18 protein-coding genes are annotated in these 19,487 nt (G+C 74.2%); 11 read left to right on the top strand and 7 right to left on the bottom strand.

Going from position 1 to position 19,487, the window contains the following annotated elements; genetic code table 11:
• Positions 1 to 423: 423 nt before the first annotated feature.
• The 6 genes from gdhA to ACFWFZ_RS00265 form a co-directional block, all read right to left on the bottom strand.
• Complete coding sequence (gene gdhA / locus ACFWFZ_RS00290; protein WP_387114298.1) at positions 424 to 1,779, bottom strand: NADP-specific glutamate dehydrogenase; 1,356 nt, start codon at positions 1,777 to 1,779, stop codon at positions 424 to 426.
• A gap of 433 nt (positions 1,780 to 2,212) precedes the next feature.
• Complete coding sequence (locus ACFWFZ_RS00285; protein ID WP_387114295.1) at positions 2,213 to 4,063, bottom strand: HAD-IA family hydrolase; 1,851 nt, start codon at positions 4,061 to 4,063, stop codon at positions 2,213 to 2,215.
• Positions 4,064 to 4,486: 423 nt separating this feature from the next.
• A complete protein-coding gene (locus ACFWFZ_RS00280; protein ID WP_387114292.1) occupies positions 4,487 to 5,593 on the bottom strand; it encodes an ABC transporter ATP-binding protein in 1,107 nt (368 codons plus the stop codon).
• Between the two features lie 7 nt (positions 5,594 to 5,600).
• Entirely contained in the window at positions 5,601 to 6,434 is an 834-nt protein-coding gene (locus ACFWFZ_RS00275; protein ID WP_387114289.1) for an ABC transporter permease, read from the bottom strand.
• Entirely contained in the window at positions 6,422 to 7,339 is a 918-nt protein-coding gene (locus tag ACFWFZ_RS00270) for an ABC transporter permease (RefSeq protein WP_387116215.1), read from the bottom strand. The genes ACFWFZ_RS00275 and ACFWFZ_RS00270 overlap by 13 nt, the downstream gene beginning before the upstream one ends.
• Before the next feature lie 56 nt (positions 7,340 to 7,395).
• Positions 7,396 to 8,598: an ABC transporter substrate-binding protein gene (locus tag ACFWFZ_RS00265; RefSeq protein ID WP_387114286.1), complete on the bottom strand. Its 1,203-nt coding sequence runs from the start codon at positions 8,596 to 8,598 to the stop codon at positions 7,396 to 7,398.
• Positions 8,599 to 8,829: 231 nt separating this feature from the next.
• Here ACFWFZ_RS00265 and ACFWFZ_RS00260 point away from each other — a divergent pair, with 231 nt between their 5' ends.
• Entirely contained in the window at positions 8,830 to 9,585 is a 756-nt protein-coding gene (locus ACFWFZ_RS00260) for a GntR family transcriptional regulator (protein WP_387114283.1), read from the top strand.
• A 395-nt stretch (positions 9,586 to 9,980) separates the two neighbouring features.
• Here ACFWFZ_RS00260 and ACFWFZ_RS00255 read toward each other — a convergent pair whose 3' ends face one another.
• Entirely contained in the window at positions 9,981 to 10,163 is a 183-nt protein-coding gene (locus ACFWFZ_RS00255) for a hypothetical protein (RefSeq protein ID WP_387114280.1), read from the bottom strand.
• 179 nt (positions 10,164 to 10,342) lie between these two features.
• Between ACFWFZ_RS00255 and ACFWFZ_RS00250 the strand changes: the two genes are divergently transcribed.
• The 10 genes from ACFWFZ_RS00250 (at position 10,343) to ACFWFZ_RS00205 (ending at position 19,002) form a co-directional block, all read left to right on the top strand.
• The gene (locus ACFWFZ_RS00250) at positions 10,343 to 10,795 is read left to right on the top strand and encodes a VOC family protein (protein ID WP_387114277.1); all 453 of its coding nucleotides are present in this window, start codon (positions 10,343 to 10,345) and stop codon (positions 10,793 to 10,795) included.
• Positions 10,796 to 11,283: 488 nt separating this feature from the next.
• Positions 11,284 to 12,153, top strand: a complete 870-nt coding sequence (locus tag ACFWFZ_RS00245; protein ID WP_387114274.1) for a CAP domain-containing protein — start codon at positions 11,284 to 11,286, stop codon at positions 12,151 to 12,153.
• Between the two features lie 177 nt (positions 12,154 to 12,330).
• Positions 12,331 to 12,888, top strand: coding sequence for a hypothetical protein (locus ACFWFZ_RS00240; protein WP_387114271.1), 558 nt, complete (start codon positions 12,331 to 12,333; stop codon positions 12,886 to 12,888).
• 304 nt (positions 12,889 to 13,192) lie between these two features.
• On the top strand, positions 13,193 to 13,963 hold the full coding sequence (locus tag ACFWFZ_RS00235) for a thioredoxin family protein (RefSeq protein WP_387114268.1): 771 nt from the start codon (positions 13,193 to 13,195) through the stop codon (positions 13,961 to 13,963).
• Positions 13,951 to 14,574, top strand: coding sequence for a TlpA family protein disulfide reductase (locus ACFWFZ_RS00230; protein ID WP_387114265.1), 624 nt, complete (start codon positions 13,951 to 13,953; stop codon positions 14,572 to 14,574). Before ACFWFZ_RS00235 ends, ACFWFZ_RS00230 begins: the two co-directional genes overlap by 13 nt.
• Positions 14,571 to 15,353, top strand: a complete 783-nt coding sequence (locus ACFWFZ_RS00225) for a cytochrome c biogenesis CcdA family protein (RefSeq protein WP_387114262.1) — start codon at positions 14,571 to 14,573, stop codon at positions 15,351 to 15,353. The genes ACFWFZ_RS00230 and ACFWFZ_RS00225 overlap by 4 nt, the downstream gene beginning before the upstream one ends.
• Positions 15,354 to 15,424: 71 nt before the next feature.
• On the top strand, positions 15,425 to 16,015 hold the full coding sequence (locus ACFWFZ_RS00220; RefSeq protein ID WP_387114259.1) for a hypothetical protein: 591 nt from the start codon (positions 15,425 to 15,427) through the stop codon (positions 16,013 to 16,015).
• Between the two features lie 239 nt (positions 16,016 to 16,254).
• Positions 16,255 to 16,758 carry an HPP family protein gene (locus ACFWFZ_RS00215; protein ID WP_387114256.1) on the top strand — a complete coding sequence of 168 codons (504 nt, stop codon included), beginning with the start codon at positions 16,255 to 16,257 and terminating at the stop codon, positions 16,756 to 16,758.
• A gap of 106 nt (positions 16,759 to 16,864) precedes the next feature.
• Entirely contained in the window at positions 16,865 to 17,590 is a 726-nt protein-coding gene (locus tag ACFWFZ_RS00210; RefSeq protein WP_387114253.1) for a response regulator transcription factor, read from the top strand.
• Positions 17,587 to 19,002, top strand: a complete 1,416-nt coding sequence (locus ACFWFZ_RS00205; RefSeq protein WP_387114250.1) for an ATP-binding protein — start codon at positions 17,587 to 17,589, stop codon at positions 19,000 to 19,002. The genes ACFWFZ_RS00210 and ACFWFZ_RS00205 overlap by 4 nt, the downstream gene beginning before the upstream one ends.
• Positions 19,003 to 19,487 lie beyond the last annotated feature (485 nt).

Here is a 19,487-nt window from a genome sequence, read left to right as displayed (position 1 = left end):
CTCGTGTTGACGTGTGGGGCGTCAAACGTTCTGAAGAACCCTGTTCCGATTGACAGGAGCAAATCAAGGGCGAACCGGGGGTAAGGACTTGTTCAACAAGGTTTCTCAAAAGGCTCTCCACACCTCCTCCACCTCGCACACGCGTTCTCACGAACTCCCGCGTGTAATAAGCACGTTCTTTGCAGGAGCATGCGCAACCAGCCGGCGACGGCCGCCGCGTACGAGGCGAGTCCCTCCACGGAGGACCCGGACCGTACGGACCGCCGCGAGCCCGGCGCACGTGCGCGCCGTCCCCGGCGGGCGGGGCCGTACGCACACCCCTGGAAACCGCGCAGCGGCCCGGAAACGGCAGAGCGGCCCGGGAGGCGAGTCCCGGGCCGCTCCGCCGACGTCACGAGCGCGGTGTGGTCACCGGCTCACGGCTCAGATGACGCCCTGGGCCAGCATCGCGTCGGCGACCCGCTCGAAGCCGGCGATGTTCGCGCCGGTGACGTAGTCGCCCGGGGCGCCGTACCGCTCGGCGGTCTCGCGGGCGACGGCGTGGATCGACCGCATGATGGCGGCGAGTTCGTCCTCCACCCGCTGCGCGCTCCAGGCCGCCCGGCCGGCGTTCTGGCTCATCTCCAGGGCGCTGACCGCGACCCCGCCCGCGTTGGCGGCCTTGCCGGGTCCGAACGCGACGCCGGCCTCCTGCAGGATCCGTACGGCCTCGGGGGTGGTCGGCATGTTGGCGCCCTCGGCGACCGCCTGGACCCCGCCCGCGACGAGCGTACGGGCGTCCCGCGCCTCCAGTTCGTTCTGCGTGGCGGAGGGGAAGGCGATGTCGGCCGGCACCTCCCAGACCCGACCGCCGGGCACGAACCGCGCCGAGGATCCGCGGCGCGCCACGTACTCACTCACACGCCCGCGCTCGACCTCCTTGACCTGCTTGAGCAGCGCGAGGTCGATGCCCTTGTCGTCGACGACGTAGCCATGGGAGTCCGAGCAGGTCAGCGGGTTCGCGCCGAGCTGCTGGAGCTTCTCGATCGTGTACAGCGCCACGTTGCCGGAGCCGGAGACCACCGCGGTCATCCCGTCCAGCGACGCGCCGCGGACCTTCAGCATCTCGGCGGCGAACAGCACGCTGCCGTAGCCGGTCGCCTGCGGCCTGATCGCGGAACCGCCCCAGCCCTGCCCCTTGCCGGTCAGGACGCCGGCCTCCCAGCGGTTGGTGATGCGCCGGTACTGGCCGAAGAGGTAGCCGATCTCGCGGCCGCCGACACCGATGTCCCCGGCGGGGACGTCGGTGTGCTCGCCGATGTGCCGGTGCAGCTCGGTCATGAAGGACTGGCAGAAGCGCATGACCTCGCCGTCCGACCTGCCCTGCGGGTCGAAGTCGCTGCCGCCCTTGCCGCCGCCGATCCCCAGGCCGGTCAGGGCGTTTTTGAAGACCTGCTCGAAGCCGAGGAACTTCACCACGCCGATGTCCACGGACGGGTGGAAGCGCAGGCCGCCCTTGTAGGGGCCGAGCGCGCTGTTGAACTCGACGCGGTAGCCGCGGTTGACCTGGACCCGGCCCCGGTCGTCCTGCCACGGGACACGGAAGACGATCTGCCGTTCGGGCTCGGTGAGGCGTTCCACCAGTGCCAGGGCCGGGTCGGCGTACTCGGGCCGGGCGGTGAAGACGGGGACCAGGGTTTCGAGGACCTCCCGTACCGCCTGGTGGAACTCGGGCTGTGCGGGGTTGCGGCGCTCGATCTCGGCCCGCAGTGTTTCCAGCCTGTCCTTCGAGTCCTTCACGTGTGTCCTTCCAGGTCGGTTTCCGCGTGCGGCGCGCCACGAACACGCGCTATCGGAAGAGTTCTTCCAGAGGGCGGCCCTTTCGCGGAGGCTACCGCGCACGGTGCTGCTCTGGGGAAGGCTGCTGCCCTGCGGACAAAAACCGGCGGACAGCAAAGCCAGTCGGCAGCCAGTGGACAGCAAGCGCCTCAGCCCTCGCTTCCGGTGCCCCGATCGGGTGTCCGCGCTGCCGGTCGCCTACCCGGCCGGAGGCGTGAGCCTGAACCGGGCGCCGCTCTCCGTAACCGCACGCGGACCGGGCGGGGATCACGGCCGCGCCGATCCGCCCCGACGGCCGCGCGGCCCGGGCCGGCGAGGACCCGGACGCCGATCCCCGGACGCCGATCCCCGGCCGGCCGTGGCCTGGCGGTGGGGGTGACGCCGTCCGCGTCCGTCAGGCGTAGCGGAAGGTGGTGACCACCGCCGCGTGGTCGGAGGGCCAGTCGTTGGCCGCGACGTCCGGCCAGGGGTCGATACGGCCCGTGGCCAGGGTGGCGCAGTCCAGGACGGTGAGTCGGTCGCCGGCGTACAGCACGAAGTCGATGCGGTCCTGCGGTTCCGGGCGGCCGCTCCCGTCCTCGTGCCACGGGTGGACGGGCGACCAGGTGGCGCCGGGGGCAGCCACCGGGTCGGGGTGCGCCTCCCGGTAGGAGTCGCGCAGCCCGGCCCGCTCGGCGGCACGGGAGACCGGCCAGTCCACCGGGCCGTGCCCGCCGTGCAACGGGGCGGCCGCGGCCGTCCAATCGAGGTGGGAGGGCGCGTTGAAGTCGCCGACGAGCAGGACCGGGGTACGGTCGGCCGCGGCCAGCTGCGGCGCCATCCCGGCCAGGATCGCGTCGATCCCGCGGACCCGCCCCGACTGCCGCTCACGGTCGGCCAGTTCGCATCCGGAGAGCCCGTCGAAGCAGGCGTCGTAGGGGCCGTACGGCGTGTGGTCGAGGTGGGCGCTCCACAGCACCAGCTCGTGCGGGGCACCGTCGGGGTGCTCATCGAGCCGGATCCGGGCGCCTGCGGCACCGTAGAAGCCGACGCCGGGGTCACCGAGGGTCTCCACGACGGGGTGGCGGCTGAGGATCGCGAGGTTCTCCCCGGCTCGGTGGTGGAACCAGCCGAGCGCGTCGGCGAGTTCGGGCGCGGCGTGCACAGCGGTCTCCTGGAGGCCGACGACGTCGACGTCCGCGGCGAGGAGCACGGACAGCTGCTTGTCGCGGTGGTCGTCGACGGGGCTGCCGCCGAGCCACAGGTTCCAGCTCATCACCCGGACCCGGTCGAGCGCGGGCGCGTCCGCGGCGGCCACGGGGATGCGGACGGCCAGGTGGGCGGTGGCGCCGCGCGCGTCGAGCGCGGTGACCGTGGCGACGGCGGTGTCCGGGCCGGCCTGGGGACCGGGGGTTCCGGTCAGCGTGCCGTCGGCGTGGACGGTCAGCCAGTCGGGGCCGTCGGCGGCGGCGAAGGTGACGGGACGGCCCGCGCCGCGCAGGAGGCCCGCGACGCGGGCGGTGAACGGCCGGCCGGCGCGGGCCCGCCCGGTGGTGAGGTCGGGGACGAGGAACCGGGGGGCCGGCGCGTCGGCGACCAGGGCCCGCAGCCGCTCCGGGGTGGCCTCCTCCAGGGAGCCCAGCACGGTCAGGCCCGGGGCGGGGTCGATCCGCGCGACGGAGGGCACAGCGAGGACCCGGCAGCCGGCGGCTTCGGCCGAGGCGACACCGGTGGGGGTGTCCTCGACGGCCACGCAGGCGGCGGGCGGGACCCGCAGGGCGCGGCAGGCGGCGAGGTAGGGGTCCGGGTTCGGCTTGGTGAGGGCGGTGTCGTCGGCGGTGACGGTGACCGTGAAACCGCCGTGGCCCGCCTCCGCGAGGGCGGCCACCACGGTCTCCGCGACCTCTCGGGGGGAAGCCGTGACGAGGGCGGTGGGGACGCCCTCGTCGTGCAGGGCGCCGAGCAGGGCCAGCGCACCGGGCAGGGGCACGACCCGGGTACGGACCCGTTCGGCGAAGGCACGGTGCAGCTCGGCTGCGATCACGGCGGCGGGGGCGCCGCTGCGGGCGGCGAGGACCCCGGCGGTGTGCTCCACGGACCGGCCCAGCACGTCCGGCTGGTCGGCGTCGACGAGGACGTGCCCGAGCCGTTGGGCGGCCTCCGCCACGGTGTCCCACCACAGCTGCTCGGTGTCGACGAGGGTGCCGTCCATGTCGAAGAGGACGGCTCGCAGTGTCGACGGGGCGGGAGAGGGGGAGGACGTCACGAACGGGGCCTCTTTCCTGTGCGGGGCGGTGGGTCGGCGGGGCGGAGGGCGGTCAGGAGGGGGGCGCCGGGACCGCACCTCGCAGCGGGGGCGCCGGGGTCGGAGCCGGGGCCGGGGCCGGGGGCGGAGCCGGAGCCGGGCTCGGGGCCGGGGGGCCGGGGCCGGGGCCGGGGCCCGGGGCGGAGCCGGAGCCGGGCTCGGGGCCGGGGGGCCGGGGCCGGGGCCCGGGGCGGAGCCGGAGCCGGGCTCGGGGCCGGGGGGCCGGGGCCGGTGCCGGGGCCGGACGGAAGCGGAGCCGGGGCGGGCTCGACGGCGCGGACGGGCGGACTGGGGCGGGGGCGGCGAGCTCCGGCGTGTCCGGTTCCGCGCTCGTCCGCTCGGCGGTGAGAGCGGGAGCCGGTCCTGCTGCGCGGGCCCCGCGGATCAACTCGGGCGCGGAGCGACCAGGACCGGACGGTCCGGCAGCGACAGGTGGACGGGAGCGCCCACGACCAGTGCGCCCGCGTCGTGCGCGGGGACATCGGCCTTGACCCGGGTGCCGTCGGCCAGGGCGACGGTCACCCGGACGGTGGCGCCGAGGAACGACGCGCCGAGGACCCGGCCCTGCCCGGTCTCGGCGTGGGTGACCACGAACGACTCCGGCCGTACGAGGACGTCGACGTCGGTGCCGGCTGCGGTGCTCGGCGGGGTGCCGTCGACGGCGAGGCGCCGGCCCAGCACCTCGACGGTCGCGTCGTCGGGGCGCAGCCGGCCCGGGATGCGGCTCATGGTGCCCACGAACTCCGCGACGAAGGCGGTGGCGGGGCGGGCGTACAGCTCCGCGGGGGCCGCGCACTGCTCCAGGCGGCCGGCGCGCATGACCGCCACCCGGTCGGCCATGGACAGCGCCTCCTCCTGGTCGTGGGTGATGAACAGGGTGGTGATGCCCAGTTCCTGCTGGAGGCGGCGGATCTCCTCGCGCAGCGTGAGACGCACCTTGGCGTCGAGGGCGGACAGCGGTTCGTCCAGGAGCAGGACCCGCGGGCGCAGGGCGAGGGCGCGGGCGAGCGCGATGCGCTGCTGCTGACCGCCGGAGAGCTGGTGGGGGTAGCGGTCGCCCTTGTCGGCGAGGCCCACGAGGTCGAGGAGCTCCGCGGCGCGGGCGCGCCGCTCGGCGGTGCGCACGCGGCGCATCCGGAGTCCGAAGGCCACGTTGTCGAGGGCGTTCAGGTGGGGGAAGAGGCTGTAGGACTGGAAGACCATGCCGGCGTCGCGGCGGTGGGCGGGGACCGCGGTGACGTCCTTGCCGTCGACGAGGATCTCGCCGGAGTCGGGGTGTTCGAACCCGGCGAGCATGCGCAGCGCCGTGGTCTTGCCGCAGCCGGACGGGCCGAGCAGGGCCAGGAGTTCGCCGGGGCGCACGGTCAGGTCGAGTCCGTCGAGGGCGGTGGTGGTGCCGAAGGCCCGGCGCAGGCCGCGCAGTTCGACGGTGGCCGCTTCGGCCGGTGCGGGCGTGCCGTTCGTGGCCGGCGCGGGTGCGGTGAGGGTCATGAGGGTGTCATTTCCGGTCGGTGGTCGGGGAGGGGGTGCGGCGGCTGCCGAAGCCGGCGAGGAGGAGCAGCAGCAGCCAGGTCACCAGCAGGCTCATGACGGAGACGGCCACGGACATCTGGGCCTGCGAGCCGCTGATGTTGACGATCCAGACGGCGAACGGCCGGAAGCCGAGGAGCTGGGCGGTGGTGAATTCGCCGAGGACCAGGGCGAGGGTGAGGAAGGAGGCGCTGAGCAGCGCTCCGCGCAGGTTCGGCAGGACGGCCCGCAGCAGGGCGTGCGGCAGGCTCGCGCCGCAGCTGCGGGCCGCCTCGACGAGGGTGCGGACGTCGATGGCGCGCAGTCCCGCGTCCAGGGCCCGGTGGACGAACGGCAGCGCCATCACGGCGTACGCGAGGACCAGGACGAGGGGGAAGTCCGGGTTCTGGACGGCGACGAAGGTCTGGAAGAGGGGGGTGCGGGAGAGGTGCTCGGGTCCCCACTTCAACACGGTCCCGATGCCGGCCACGAAGGCGATGGGCGGGACGACCAGCGGCAGTGAGCACACGACCTCGACGACGGGCCGCAGCTTCGAGGCGGTCAGGCGCAGCGCCACCATGGCGGGAACCATGAGCAGCAGGACCACCGCGATGGTGGCTGCGGCGAGTTCGAGGGAGAGCAGCAGGCTGGGCAGGAAGCCCTCGGTGTCCAGGATGCGGGTGTAGGCGTCGAGGTTCACACCCTGGCCGGGGCCGTCGACGCTGAAGACGACGGAGGCGGCGAGGGGCACCAGGAAGTACTGGGCCGCGACGGAGAGGACGAGGGCGCGCCAGGGGGTGGCGGTCGGGGTCAGGCGAGCCATCGGGCGCTCCGTCGTTGCAGGGGCAGGTGGACCGCCGTCACCAGGCCTGCGACGAGGACCATGTCGAGGCTGAGGGCGAGGGCGACGTTCTCCTGTCCGATGAGCACGTTGCCGGAGATCGCGTCGGCGATCTGGAGCGTGACCAGCGGGACCGAGCTGCCGACCATCGCGGCGGCGGTGGCGTACGCGGCGAAGGCGCTGCCGAAGAGGAGGACGAGGCCGCCGAGCAGGGACGGGGCGAGGACGGGCAGGGCGACGTGCTGCCAGTACTGGCGGTGGGTGGCGCCGTTGTTCTGGGCTGCCTCCCGCCACTGGGTGCGCAGCCCGTCCAGGGCGGGGGTGATGGTGAGGACCATGAGGGGGACGAGGAAGTACAGGTAGACGAGGACGAGGCCCCAGAAGCTGTAGAGGTTCCAACCGGTGTCGGCCAGGCCCAGTTCGCGGGTGAGGACGCCGGAGTTGCCGAGGGTGGCGACGAAGGCGAAGGCGAGGGGGACGCCGCCGAAGTTGGCGAGGACGCCTGAGGCGGTCAGGACCGCTTCGCGCAACGCGCGCAGCGGGGAGGTGACGACGGCCTGGGCGAGCAGGAGACCGAGGACGGCGGCGAGGACCGCGGAGGTGGCGGACAGCTTCACGCTGCCGACGAGGGCGGTGAGGTAGGCGCCCTGCCAGGAGGCCGTCAGGTTGCCGAGGCCGTACGAGGCGGAGCCGGTGGCCGGGTCCTCGATGGTGAAGGCGCCGTCGAGCATGGCGAGGGCGGGCAGGCCGAAGGCGATCGCGGAGAACAGCAGCAGGGGGAGGACGGCGAGCGCACCGGGGCGGCGGGCCCGCCGCCCGGTCCGGGCGGCGGGGGCGGGGGCGGCCGGGGCCGCCGGGGCGGCCGCCGCGGGTGGGGCGGCCGCCATGCGGGGAGTGGTCATCTGGGTGGTCCTGGAAGTGGTGTCGGTGGCCGGTGAGGCGGTCAGCCGGCGACCGCCTTGCCCCAGCTCTGGGCGAGGACGCCCTTGGCCTTGGTCTGCTGGGCCTCGGTGGGGAAGGTCGGGGTGCCGCTGACCTGCGGGAGCTTGGCAGCGGCGGCCTTGTCGAGGGTGCCGGCGCCCTCCATTGCGGCCATCAGGACCGGGCGGGCGTACCCCTTCAGCCAGAGGTTCTGGCCCTCGGGGCTGTAGAGCCACTCCTGCCAGAGCCGGGCGGCGGCGGGGTGCGGGGCGTCCTTGTTGATGGCCTGCGCGTAGAACTGCGCGTACTTGCCGTCCTCGGGGACGGCGACCTTCCAGTCGACGCCCTTGCCCTTGAACTGGTCGGCGTAGCCGGCGTTCAGGTAGTCCCAGTCGATGCTGATGGGCGTCTCGCCCTTCTCGACGGTGGCCGGGGTGGACTCGACGGGCGTGTAGTTGCCGTTCTTCTTCAGCTGTCCGAAGAAGTCGATGCCGGGCTGGATGTCGTCGAGGGAGCCGCCGCTCGCGAGGGCGGCCGCGTACACGCCGCCGAAGGCCGAGCCGGACTTGGTCGGGTTGCCGTTGAGCGCGACCTGGCCCTTGTACTCGGGCTTGAGGAGGTCCTTGAAAGTGGTGGGGCAGTTCTTGACGCGGGCGGCGTCGCAACCGATGGAGATGTAGCCGCCGTAGTCGTTGTACCAGCGGGCCTGGTCGTCCTTCTGCGCCGAGGGGATGCTGCCGAAGGCGGCGACCTTGTAGGAGGCGAACAGGTCCTGCTGGGCGCCGCTGACGGCGAAGGAGGTGCCGAGGTCGAGCACGTCGGGGGCTCGGTCCTGGCCCTTGCGGCTGGTGACGGCGTTGATCTCGTCCTGGCTGCTGCCGTCGGGGTTCTCCACCTCGACCTTGATGCCGTACTTCTGGGTGAAGCCGTCGATGAGGGCGCCGTAGTTGGCCCAGTCGCGGGGCAGGGCCATCGCGTGCAGGACTCCCTCCTTCTTTGCCGCCTCGACGAGGGCGTCGAGTCCGCCGAAGTCCTCGGCGGAGGTCGCGGTTGCGGCGTCCTTGCCGGTGGCGGTCTTGTTGTCGGCCTTCTCGGGGGCGGCGCCGCAGGCGGTGAGGGTGAGGGCGGCGACGGCGGCGAGGCAGCCGGCGAGGGCGGCGGTTCTCGGCAGGGGCACGGTCTCTCCTGGGAGGTTGCGCGAGGGAGCGCGGGAGGGTGTGGGCATCACGGGGAGCGGTACTGCGGACTCGGAGGTTCTGAGGCCAACTTGTCTGAACAAGTTGGCCTCAGTAGGCCCGGCATCCATGACCTTCGGGTGAACGGCGGGCGACGAATTCCGGCCAATAACCTGGACACTCTTCCTTCGCTTCGGTCCGCCCCGGCCTGCGCTTACGCTGTATGCGTCACGCACTTTGCGCACAGTCAGCGTTCACGACCAGGAACAGGAGCACCGCCGATGACGGCCCGGCACGAGGAGATCGCCGAGGAACTGCGCCGGGCGATCGACCGCGAGGAGTACGCGGTGGGGGCCCTCCTGCCCGCCGAGACCGAGCTCGCCGCGCGCTTCGGGGTCTCCCGCGGCACCGTCCGCCAGGCCGTGCTCGCCCTGACCGCCGAGGGCCTCATCGGGTCCCGCCAGGGCGCACGGCGCGTGGTGCTGGCCAGCCGCCGCAGCCAGAGCTTCGCCGAACTGCGCAGCTTCGCGCAGTGGGCCGCGGCCATGGGCCGTGCGGCGACCGGCCGGGTGGTGTCGTCGGAGTACCGCCCGGCCACCGACCGGGACGTCATGTGGCTCCAGGTGGAGCCGGGCGCGCCCGTGCTGCACGTGCTGCGCGTGCGAGGGCTGGACGGCGAGCCGGTCCTGCTGGAGCGCACCGCGTACGCCGGCTGGATCGCCCCCGCCGTGGAGCGCATCGAGCCGGACTGCCCGTCGGTGACGCAGCGCCTGCTGGACGACACGGGACTGGTGTTCGCGTACGGGGAGCACCTGATCGACGCGGTCGCGGCGGGCGCCCAGGACGCCGAGCTCCTCGAAGTGCGGCGCACCAGCCCGCTGCTGCGGGTGCGCCGCATGACCACCACGCGCGAGGGCAGGCCGGTCGAGTGGTCCGACGACCGCTACCGCTCGGACGCCGTCGGGTTCAGCGTGCACAACTCGATCGGCAGCAACGCCCTGGCCCGCCGCACGGGCCCGGCCCTCACCGGGGCCTGACCGCCGCCCTCCCGCGCCGGGACGGGGTTCGCCGGGCCGCGGGACGGCGGAGCCTACGATGCCCGGCATGTCCGGTACGGCCATCGTCGATCCGCGCGTCCCCTCCGCCGGTGCGCGGCTGCGGGCCGGCGCCCGCCTGGTGATCTGCGCCGTGGTGCCCTGGTGCCTCTGCCTGTGGTGGGGCGCGAGGACGGCGCCCGTGCCGGCCGCCCGCCCTGTGCGCCATCGCCCCGCTGGTCCGGTCTGCCGCGCTGGCCCTGGACGCCGCCCTGCGCGGGGACGACTTCGCCGCCGACCTCGACCGGGCCCGCGGTCTCGACCTCGCCCACCGCGCAGCCCACCCACCCGGCACGACGCGGTCCTACGGGCCGGGCTGCACCTGACGCACGAGGTCCTCAGCGATCATCTCGCGGCCCGCCGCTGAGGACCGTACGGTCCGTCGGGACCGACCGCGGCAGCAGCACAGGGGTGGCCATGCAGAGGACACCGGCGATCACGATCGCGGCGTGGGAGCCGGTGGCGGCGGCCAGCAGCCCCCACAGGGCGGTCAGCGCGGCGATGGCGGCCTTGCCCGACACCGACCAGGCGAGCAGGGTGCGGGCGGCCCGGTCCGTCGGTGACCGCGAGGCCGGCGACCGGGTCCGCGGCCACCTTCAGGCGCGCTTCGGCCACGACCCGCTCGCCTCGGGCGGCGGCATCCCCTGCTCGACGCACGACGAGCCGGGTCCGGCCGGCCGCTACGCGCTACGGTGGCGGGATGGAACAGCGGATCAGCCTGGTCACCCTGGGGGTCGTGGACCTCGCCCGCGCGAAGCGCTTCTACGCGGCGCTCGGCTGGCGCGGCACCGAGGTCGAGGAGACCGTCTTCCACCAGGCGGGGGGTCTGGCCCTGGTCCTCTGGGACCGCGGGAAACTGGCCGCGGACTGCGGTCTCCCCGACGCCCCGCCGGCCGGTTTCGGCGGGATCGCCCTGGCCCACAACGTGCGCGCCGACGCCGAGGTCGACGCCGTCCTCGCCGCGGCCGCGGCGGCGGGCGGCACCGTCACCCGCCCGGCCGCCGTCAACGCGATCGGCTTCTACTCGGGCGTCTTCACCGACCCCGACGGCCACGCCTGGGAGATCGCCAACAACCCCGGCTTCACCCTGACCGAGGACGGATCCCTGGTCCTGCCCGACTTCGGCGGCGAGGCCGTGTCCTGGGGTCCTTGAGGGCCCTCTCCGTCGCCCGAAGCCGGGCGGGCTGCCTGTCAGGCGGGTGTGCCGGCATCCGCCGCATGAACATGCGGCCGCTGGGGCCGGTCCCCGGCGAACCGGCCCCTCTCCGCAGCGTCCTGCCGTTCGTCGAGAACACCTCTCGCATCCGGCTGACGCATCCGCGAGAGGTGGACGATCCGCGCCTGAGCGGCCGGTTGGCAGCCTGGCCGGAACAACTCCCCACGCTGGTGCGGACTTCGGGCAACGCCTTTCCCGGGGTGCGTCCTTGTGGCGGACGGGCACGGGCGCGGAACTCCGCCGGGCGGCTCGTCCGCCCTCGCGCCAGGGGGAGTTGGGTTGATTGCCCGACTCGTCCCTGTGTTGACCCTGCGGGCTTCCTTAAGGGAACTTGAAGAAGTCCCCCAGAAGGCGATTCGGGCTGGTCACGGGCCTAGGCTCGGGCGGACTCCCCTCCTCCCCTTCTCTTGCGAGGTGTTACCGGCATGAGCCGCAGCCGAACTCCCGAACCGCAGACCCGCGTCGCGGCCCGGCGGAAGAAGACGGTGCGCACGCGCATCGTGCTGTCTGTCACCACGGCCGCCGCTGTGGTGGCGGTGGGGGTCGCGGTGGCCGACTCCGGCGATGACGCGCGGACCGACCTGCGGGCCGACGGCGCCGCCGGCGCGTCCTCCGGGACGGGCGCGGGGACGGCGACCCCGACCCCCGACGCCGCCACGCCCACCACCGACGCCACGGTCTCGACGAACGCCAGCGCGTCCGCGTCGCCCGATGCCGGGGCCTCGGCGTCGGCGACGCCCACGGACACCCCGACGGCGCCGAGCAGCAGCCCGGCCACGTCGGACTCCTCCCCCGCCGCCAAGCCCCCGAAGAAGCCCGCCACCACCTCCGGCGGCGGATCCGGCGGCTCCGGCGGTTCGGGCGGTTCGGGCGGGGGCGGCAGCACGGGCGGGGGCGGCGGCACCGTCAACCAGGACGCCGAGTCCGCCGTTCTCGCCCTGGTCAACAAGGAGCGGGCGGCCGCCGGGTGCGGCGCGCTGACCACCAACGCCAAGCTGAGCGCCGCCGCGCGGGGGTACAGCGACACCATGGCCCGCGCCGGCGTCATGTCGCACACCGGGCCGGACGGGTCCACCATGACCAGCCGTGTGGAGGCCGCCGGCTACAAGTGGTCCAACCTGGGCGAGAACATAGCCCGCGGGCAGGCCGACGCGAACGCCGTCATGAAGGCGTGGATGAACAGCCCCGGCCACCGGGCCAACATCCTCAACTGCGCCTTCAAGGAGATCGGCATAGGCGTCCACAAGGGCGACGGCGGCCCGTGGTGGACCCAGAACTTCGGCGCCTCAAGGTAACCGGACCCCCGCACAAGAGGGCCTGCGGGGCGAATGCCCCCGCCCCCCTGAACCACCCCCCACAGCCACGTCCTCCCACTCGTACGCGGGTGGGAGGACGTCGGCGTTCGCCCGCCGGCCCGGGCCGATCGGGGGAGCCGGTGACAGACCGGCCGGAGCGTCGGACACTATGGGGCCGTGCCCCGAACTCCGCGCTACCTGCTCATATGGCTGTCGTGCACGGCCGCCAGCGTGACCGCCGTGCTCGCCACGGTCCAGTTCGTGGTCGGCTCGACCCGGCATACGCCCCCGGTCGCACGGTCCGCCCCGACGGTCATCGACACGCCTCCCGCCTGGCAGGCGGGGAGTCCGCCCGCGCAGACACCGTCCCCCACCGCATCCGCCAGCCCCTCCCCGACGGTCTCGCAGCGGCCCTCCCCGACGACGGCCGCCCCCACGCCCGCCAAGGCCGCGTCGGGCGCCCCGCGGACCGCCGCGCCGCGGAACGTCGACTGCGAGGAGGGTGGAGCGGGCCTGTACACCGTCCCCTCACAGGGCGGCAAGGTGACGGTGCGGTACGGGAGCCGGGGCGTGTGCCTGATCTCCGCAATCCCCGGCCGCGGCTTCAAGACCTCCACGTCGCAGACCTCGGACAGCACCCTCACGGTCACGTTCACGAGCGCCGACCACCGCTCGGTCATCACGGCGACGATCGACCCGGCAGCGAAGGCCAGCGTCCGCGAATCGTCCTTCTGAGGTTCTCGCGCGCCAACCCCTCCCGGCAACGCCGCCGCTACGACCGTTATGAACGATCTGCCGCATTCCGACGGAGCTCCGGCGAAGCGGAAGGTGAGCTCTTCCTTAGGGCAAGCTCAAGATCACGCCGACCTGGTTCCGCAGGCCCCGAGCGGTCCTATGCTCACCTCAGCCGAGCGGCCTCCGGCTCCGGGGTACGCCGCCCCGAGCACCGTCGGGCCGCCGGTTTCACCGAGCCGGGGGGCGCTTCGCCCATCCCGCAGTCCGAACCGTGCCTTGGGGTGTCTTCGCCATGAGTTCTCGCATGCTCCGACCCGTCCGCGCCGTCCGCGCCGACCGCCGTACGACGTCGCCCCGCTCGGCCGCGCCGCTGGGACGTCGGCTGCCGCTGTTCGCCGCGGCCGTCGTCGCGGCGGGCCTGACCGCCGCCTGCGGACCGTCCTCCGAGCCCGCCGGCTCCGCCGCGGCGGCCGCGGCCGCGGCCGGCCAGTCCTCCCAGGCCTTCCCCTCGGAGTCGGCGACAGCATCCGCCGAGGCGTCCCCGACCGCGTCGGCCCCGCCGTCTGCCTCCGCCTCGGCCTCCTCCTCGCCGACCCCGACGCGGGCACCGTCCGGTTCCGCCTCCTCCGCCGGGGGCTCCGCCAAGCCGGCCCGTACGTCCGCCGCGCCCGCGCCGGCGAAGGTCCCCGGCCCCGGCTACGACAGCTCTGCCGACGCGCAGAAGATGATCGACGCTGCGCTGCGCTCGGCCAAGGCCGACGGGCGGATGGTGCTGCTCGACTTCGGCGCGAACTGGTGCGGCAACTGCAAGGCCGCCGACAAGGTGTTCGCCCAGCCGCAGACCGCCGGGATCCTCGGCGCCTCCTACCACCTGGTCAAGGTGGACATCGGCGGCAGCAACGCCGCGAACTCCGCCCTCCTGCGCAAGTACAGCCCCTCGGGCGGCACCTACACGATGCCCGTCCTGGTCGTCGTCTCGCCGTCCGGCACGGTGCGCACCGACACCCACGTCACGGGCAACCCGTCGCTGACCTCGGAGGGCATCAACTCCTTCCTGCGCACGTGGGCGTCGTGAGACGGCCCCCGCGGGCGTCCGTCGCCGTCCCGGCCGGTACCGGCCTCGCGGTGGCGGCCGCGCTGGTCGTCGCCGGGCTCTGCACGGACGACGGCTCCGCCGGCGGTTCCGCGGCCGCGGGGCCGAACGCGGTCCGCGCCGCGGCCGGGGCGACGGTCGTGGACCCCGGCTCCCGCCAGGACGCACCCGCCCTGGCCGGAGCAGACCTGGACGGGGAGCCGGTCGCGCTCGGCGACTTCCGCGGCCAGGTCGTCGTACTGAACGCCTGGGGCTCCTGGTGCGGTCCCTGCCGTGCGGAGGCGGACGACCTGGAGCGGCTCAGCCGGCAGACGCGGGCCGACGGGGTCCGGTTCCTCGGGATCAACACCCGGGACCGGGACCGGGCGGCCGCCCGGTCCTTCGTACGCGCCCACGACATGACGTTCCCCAGCCTCCACGACCCCGACGGCGAACTCCTGCTCAGGTTCCCGCCCTCCCTGGTCAATCCGCAGGCGATCCCCTCGACGCTCGTGATCGACCGTCGCGGGCGCGTCGCCGCCGCCATCGGCGGCGCCGTCACCGACGAACAGCTGCGGCCCCTGCTCGCGCGCGTCCTGCAGGAGGAGTCGTGACGGCCGCCGCGCAGGGGACGCTCGCCCTCGCCGACGCGCCCTCCCTCGTCAGCGGAACGCTCGTGATCGCGGCTCCCGTGGCGTTCGCCGCCGGGCTCGTCTCCTTCCTCTCGCCGTGCGTGCTGCCGCTCGTACCGGGCTACCTCAGCTACGTGACCAGCCTGTCGGTCGCCGACCTGGCGGACGCGCGCGGCGGGCGGCGCAGCCGGATGGCGACGGGCGCGCTGCTGTTCGTGCTGGGCTTCACCGCGGTCCTCGTCTCCGGCGGCGCCCTGTTCGGCTACTTCGGCAGGAGCCTGCTGGCGCACCAGGAGACGGTCACACAGGTCCTCGGCGTCCTCACGGTGCTCATGGGGCTGTCCTTCATGGGGTTCCTGCCGGGCTTCACGCAGCGGGAGTTCCGCAGCCACCGGCGTCCCGCGCTGGGGCTGGCGGGGGCCCCGGCCCTCGGCGCGGTGTTCGCGGTCGGCTGGACCCCGTGCATCGGGCCGACGCTGGCCGCCGTGCAGGCCCTGGCCTGGACCGAGGCGAGTGCGGTCCGCGGGGCCCTGCTGATGGCCGCGTACTGCCTGGGCCTCGGGTTGCCGTTCGTCCTGGCCGCGCTGGCCTTCCGGCGGGCGCTGGGCGCCTTCGGCCTGGTCAAGCGCCACTACCCGTGGGTCGTGCGGACCGGGGGCGGCATGCTCGTCCTGGTCGGCGTCCTGCTCGCCACCGGAGTGTGGAACGACATGGTCTACACGCTGCAGTTGTGGAGCGCGAGCTTCGGCACGGCCCTGTAGCCGGCGCCCGGACGGCGTCCCGCAACGCAGAGACACACAGACACACGAGGCACGGAGACCCAGAGGTACCGATGAACACGTCCCTGTATGCACGGCATTCCCGGAAGGCCCGCGTCGCGGCCGCCCTCCTCGCCCTGGCCGCGCTGTCGGCATGCGGTGGGCAGCCCGCCGCGGACACCGCCGGCTCCGGATCCGGATCCCGCTCCGGCCCCGCACCCACGACGCGCTTCTTTGAGAACGGGGTCACCGTCACGCTGTCGGTGTCCGACTGGAAGGCCTCGAAGGGCACCCTCACGGCGGTCTTCACGCCCGAGGCCAAGGGCTTCCACCTCTACAGCACCGAGCTGCCGGCCACCGGCATCGAGGGCGTCGGCCGGCCGACCGCGGTGGGGGTCGCCGGAGCCCTCACGGCGGAGGGCAGGCTGAAGGCCGCCGCGGAGGTGCGGTCGATCAGTGTGCCCGGTGTGGACGCCCCGGTACCGGTCTACCCGGACGGCCCGGTCACCACGACGCTGCCCGTACGCGCCGACGGGAACGGCGACGCGACCGTACTGGTCGGGTATGCGAGCTGCAGCACGCGGGACGGCTGCACCATTCCGGTGTCCGACCGCCCCGTGCGGCTGCGCGTCACCGGTGACGGCCCGGTGTTCGAGGCTCCGTGACGGGCGTCCGGACCGGCACGGGGCGGCGGGGAGCGGACCCGGCGGCTGCCCGGTTCGGGCGGCTTCGTATGATCCAGGGGGTTCACGGACGCCCCCCCACCCCGGGCCGCCGCACCCCGGACCCGCCGGCCGCGCCCACGTGCCGATCGCGCGGGCCTGCCGGGCGATCCCGCCCTCCCCGCCGTTCACCGCCGGACGGCCCCATGCCCGCCGGCCCTGCCCCGAAGACGTCGTCCCCTTTGAGCACCGACCAGATCGCCCCCGAGCGCGAGCAGGCGCGGCAGGCGCGGCCCCGTACTCCCGCGGCCGCGCGCACCCGGATATCGTCACGCCTCGTGGGACGCGCCCCCGCTCCGGCGCCGGGTACCGTCCTGCACAGCGTCAGCGGTGCCACCGCCGTCATGCTGGGCCTGGTCGCCATCGGCGCCGCCCTCCACGTACCCGTCCTGATACCCCCGCTGGCCGCGTCCGCGGCGATCGTGCACAGCGTGCCCGGCCTGCCGCTGGCCCAGCCCCGCAGTGTGGTCGCCGGCCACCTGCTGTGCGCCGCCGTCGGTTACGCGGGGCTGGCCGCCTTCGGCAGCTCGCCCTGGGTGGCGGCCGTCGCGGCCGGGGTCGCGCTCGCGGTGATGACCATGGCCAGGACCCCGCACTCGCCCGCCTGCGCCACCGCCGTCGTCATCGTCCTGCGCACGCCGGACCCGCGTACCTTCGTACCGCTCCTGGCCGGGCGTCGGTGCTGATCGTCCTCGCGGGCTGCGCCCTCTCGCGCGCCCGCCGCACCCGGCGGCCGCTACCCGCAGTACTGGTGGTGAGCCCCGGCGCCAGGTGACCCCCTAAGGTGTCCGCATGCCGAGCGTCCTGGTCGTGGAAGACGACCCCAGCATCCGCCAGTCCCTGATCGAGGTCCTGACGGAACACGGGTATGCCGTACGCAGCGCCGCCGACGGGTTCGGCGCCCTGCGCGAGGTCACCCAGACGCCGGTCGACGCCGTGGTCCTCGACCTGGGGCTGCCCGATCTGGACGGAGGGGACGCCCTGCGCATGATCCGGGGCATATCCTCCGTGCCCGTACTGGTGGCCACCGCGCGCGACGACGAGGCCGAGATCATCAAGATCCTCAACGCGGGCGCGGACGACTACCTGGTCAAGCCGTTCTCAGGCGGGCAGCTCGTCGCCCGCCTCTCCGCCGTCCTGCGGCGCACCAGCCACGTCCCGCCCGCCGGAGCCGCCGCGGCGGGTGCACCGATCGCGGCGGCGGCCGAACCGCTGCGGGCCACCGTGGTGGGCGAGCTGGCGGTGGACCCGGGGGCGCGCACCGCGTACCTGGCCGGGCGGGAGCTGCGTCTGACCCGCCGGGAGTTCGACCTGCTGGCGTTCCTCGCCCACCACTCGGGGCAGGTCGTCTCCAAACGCCGGCTGCTGACGGAGGTCTGGCGGGAGCCGTACGTGGACGACCAGACCGTCGACGTGCACCTGTCGTCCCTGCGGCGCAAGCTCGGTGAACGCGCGGCGGCCCCGCGCTACCTGCTGACCGTCCGGGGCGTCGGCATCAAACTGGTGGCCCCCCGTTGAGGCGCTCCCTGGCCGGAGTGGCCCTCGCCGTGACCTCCATGGTCGCCCTCTCCTTCCTCATACCGCTGGCCCTGCTGGTGATGTCGCTGGTCAGGGAGCAGGGCGTCAACGCCGCCGAGCAGCGGGCCGCCGCCCTGGCGCCCGTACTCACCCTGACCACGGACCCGTACGCGCTGAGGGAGTCGGCTGCGAGCCTGGACGCGGCCGAGCACCTGGTCGTCCACCTGCCCGGCTCGGGGGCCCTCGGCACCTCCAAGGCCCCGGCGGCGCTGCTCCAACGGGCCCAGCAGGGCCGCGAGTCCATCTCCCAGGAGATCCCGAACGGCTGGATCTGCCTGCAGCCGGTGGTGCTCCCCGGCGACCAGGTCGCCGTCATCGAGAACTTCGTCCCCGAGGCGGAACTCACCCGCGGGGTCAGGGAATCGTGGGCGGTCATGCTCTTCCTCGCGGTGGGGCTGGTCGGCGGTTCCGTCCTGGTCGCCGACCGCCTCGGCGCGAAGGTCGTCCGGTCCTCGAAGCGGCTGGCGCAGGCGTCGCAGGCGCTGGGCCAGGGCGATCTGGACACGCGCGTGGACCCCATGGGCCCGCGGGAGCTGCGCGACGCGGGCATCGCCTTCAACGCGATGGCCCACCGGATGACCGAGCTGCTCGCCGTCGAACGCGAAATGGTCGCAGACCTGTCCCACCGGCTGCGGACCCCGCTGACCGCCCTGCACCTGGCGTCGGAGCGGATGGCCGGCACGCCGGAGTCGGCCAGGGTGGAGGCGGCCGTCGGCGAGCTGGAGACGGAGCTCCAGGCGATCATCGCCGCGGCGCGCACCCCGCTGGCCGTGGGCCCCATGGGCCAGGGCCTGCTCGGCACGGAGCCGGCCGGGGGCAAGGCGCCCGCCGCTACGGGGGCCTCCGGCCCGCGCTGCGAGGCGGCCGACGTCGTACGCCGCCGCACGGCCTTCTGGTCGGTGCTGGCGGAACAGCAGAACCGTTGCTGCACCCTCGACCTGACCCAGGAGCCCACGGCCGTCAGCCTCTCCGACGACGACATCGCCGCCGTCGTGGACGCGCTGATCGGCAACATCTTCCGGCACACCGCGCCGGGGACCCCGTTCGGCGTCCAAGTGGTGCGTACGGCCCAGGCCGTGGAGCTGGTCGTGGAGGACGGCGGCCCCGGCATCCCCGAACCGGACCGGGCCCTGTCCCGCGGGAGCAGCACCGGGTCCACCGGACTGGGCCTGGACATCGCGCAGCGGGCGGCGACGGCCACGGGCGGCTCGATGCGCATCACCCGCGGCCCGCTGGGGGGCGCGCACATCACGGTGACGTTCGCACTGGCCCCGTCGGCCCCGTCCGGCCGCAGGCTCCGCAGACCGCGCGGCACCTCCCGCCGCCGCCCGGCCTGGCAGCGCAGCCGCTGAGAGGCCAGGGACCCCGTGGGCCCGCGACTTCACCGGGACCAAGCTGACGGACCTGGACGGCGCGGCCGTCCTCGGCAGGACGGCGGCCTGGGTCGCGGCCTGACGCACAGGGGCGCAGGACGTGTGCCGCGCAGGGGGCGGGGTCATCATGGAAGGAGGCCGGCCGGGCCGCCGGCCGGCTGCCGGACCGCCGCGCGGCGGCGCGTCCCCGTCGGGAGGTGACCTGCGCCCATGGACGAATCGCGCAAGGCCTGGATCTCGGTCGGCATCGTGGTCACCGTCATCCTGCTGAACCTCGCGGCCATCATCCTCATGAACACGGTCGGCCTGTGACCGTGTGACGGCTCCCGGCCGCGACTGTGGTCCGCCCCCGCTCACGGGGGCGGACCTGTCGTGCGCGACGGGAGCCGCACCCACGCCCCGGCTCCCCCGCCGCCGCCATTTCTGACATTTCATCAACTCTCCCATTCTGGCAGGGAGTTCGG

The organism is Streptomyces sp. NPDC060232 (assembly GCF_042726555.1).
GTDB lineage: Bacteria > Actinomycetota > Actinomycetes > Streptomycetales > Streptomycetaceae > Streptomyces.
The sequence above is the reverse complement of the archived record's forward strand: the minus strand, read 5'-3'. Positions and strand labels throughout refer to the sequence as shown.

Excerpts from the sequence above, each read along its gene's own strand:
- ACFWFZ_RS00280 (WP_387114292.1), bottom strand. The coding sequence starts at position 5,593 with ATGACCCTCACCGCACCCGCGCCGGCCACGAACGGCACGCCCGCACCG.
- ACFWFZ_RS00275 (WP_387114289.1), bottom strand. The coding sequence starts at position 6,434 with ATGGCTCGCCTGACCCCGACCGCCACCCCCTGGCGCGCCCTCGTCCTC.
- ACFWFZ_RS00270 (WP_387116215.1), bottom strand. The coding sequence starts at position 7,339 with ATGGCGGCCGCCCCACCCGCGGCGGCCGCCCCGGCGGCCCCGGCCGCC.
- ACFWFZ_RS00265 (WP_387114286.1), bottom strand. The coding sequence starts at position 8,598 with ATGCCCACACCCTCCCGCGCTCCCTCGCGCAACCTCCCAGGAGAGACC.
- ACFWFZ_RS00260 (WP_387114283.1), top strand. The coding sequence starts at position 8,830 with ATGACGGCCCGGCACGAGGAGATCGCCGAGGAACTGCGCCGGGCGATC.
- ACFWFZ_RS00250 (WP_387114277.1), top strand. The coding sequence starts at position 10,343 with ATGGAACAGCGGATCAGCCTGGTCACCCTGGGGGTCGTGGACCTCGCC.
- ACFWFZ_RS00245 (WP_387114274.1), top strand. The coding sequence starts at position 11,284 with ATGAGCCGCAGCCGAACTCCCGAACCGCAGACCCGCGTCGCGGCCCGG.
- ACFWFZ_RS00235 (WP_387114268.1), top strand. The coding sequence starts at position 13,193 with ATGCTCCGACCCGTCCGCGCCGTCCGCGCCGACCGCCGTACGACGTCG.
- ACFWFZ_RS00220 (WP_387114259.1), top strand. The coding sequence starts at position 15,425 with ATGAACACGTCCCTGTATGCACGGCATTCCCGGAAGGCCCGCGTCGCG.
- ACFWFZ_RS00210 (WP_387114253.1), top strand. The coding sequence starts at position 16,865 with ATGCCGAGCGTCCTGGTCGTGGAAGACGACCCCAGCATCCGCCAGTCC.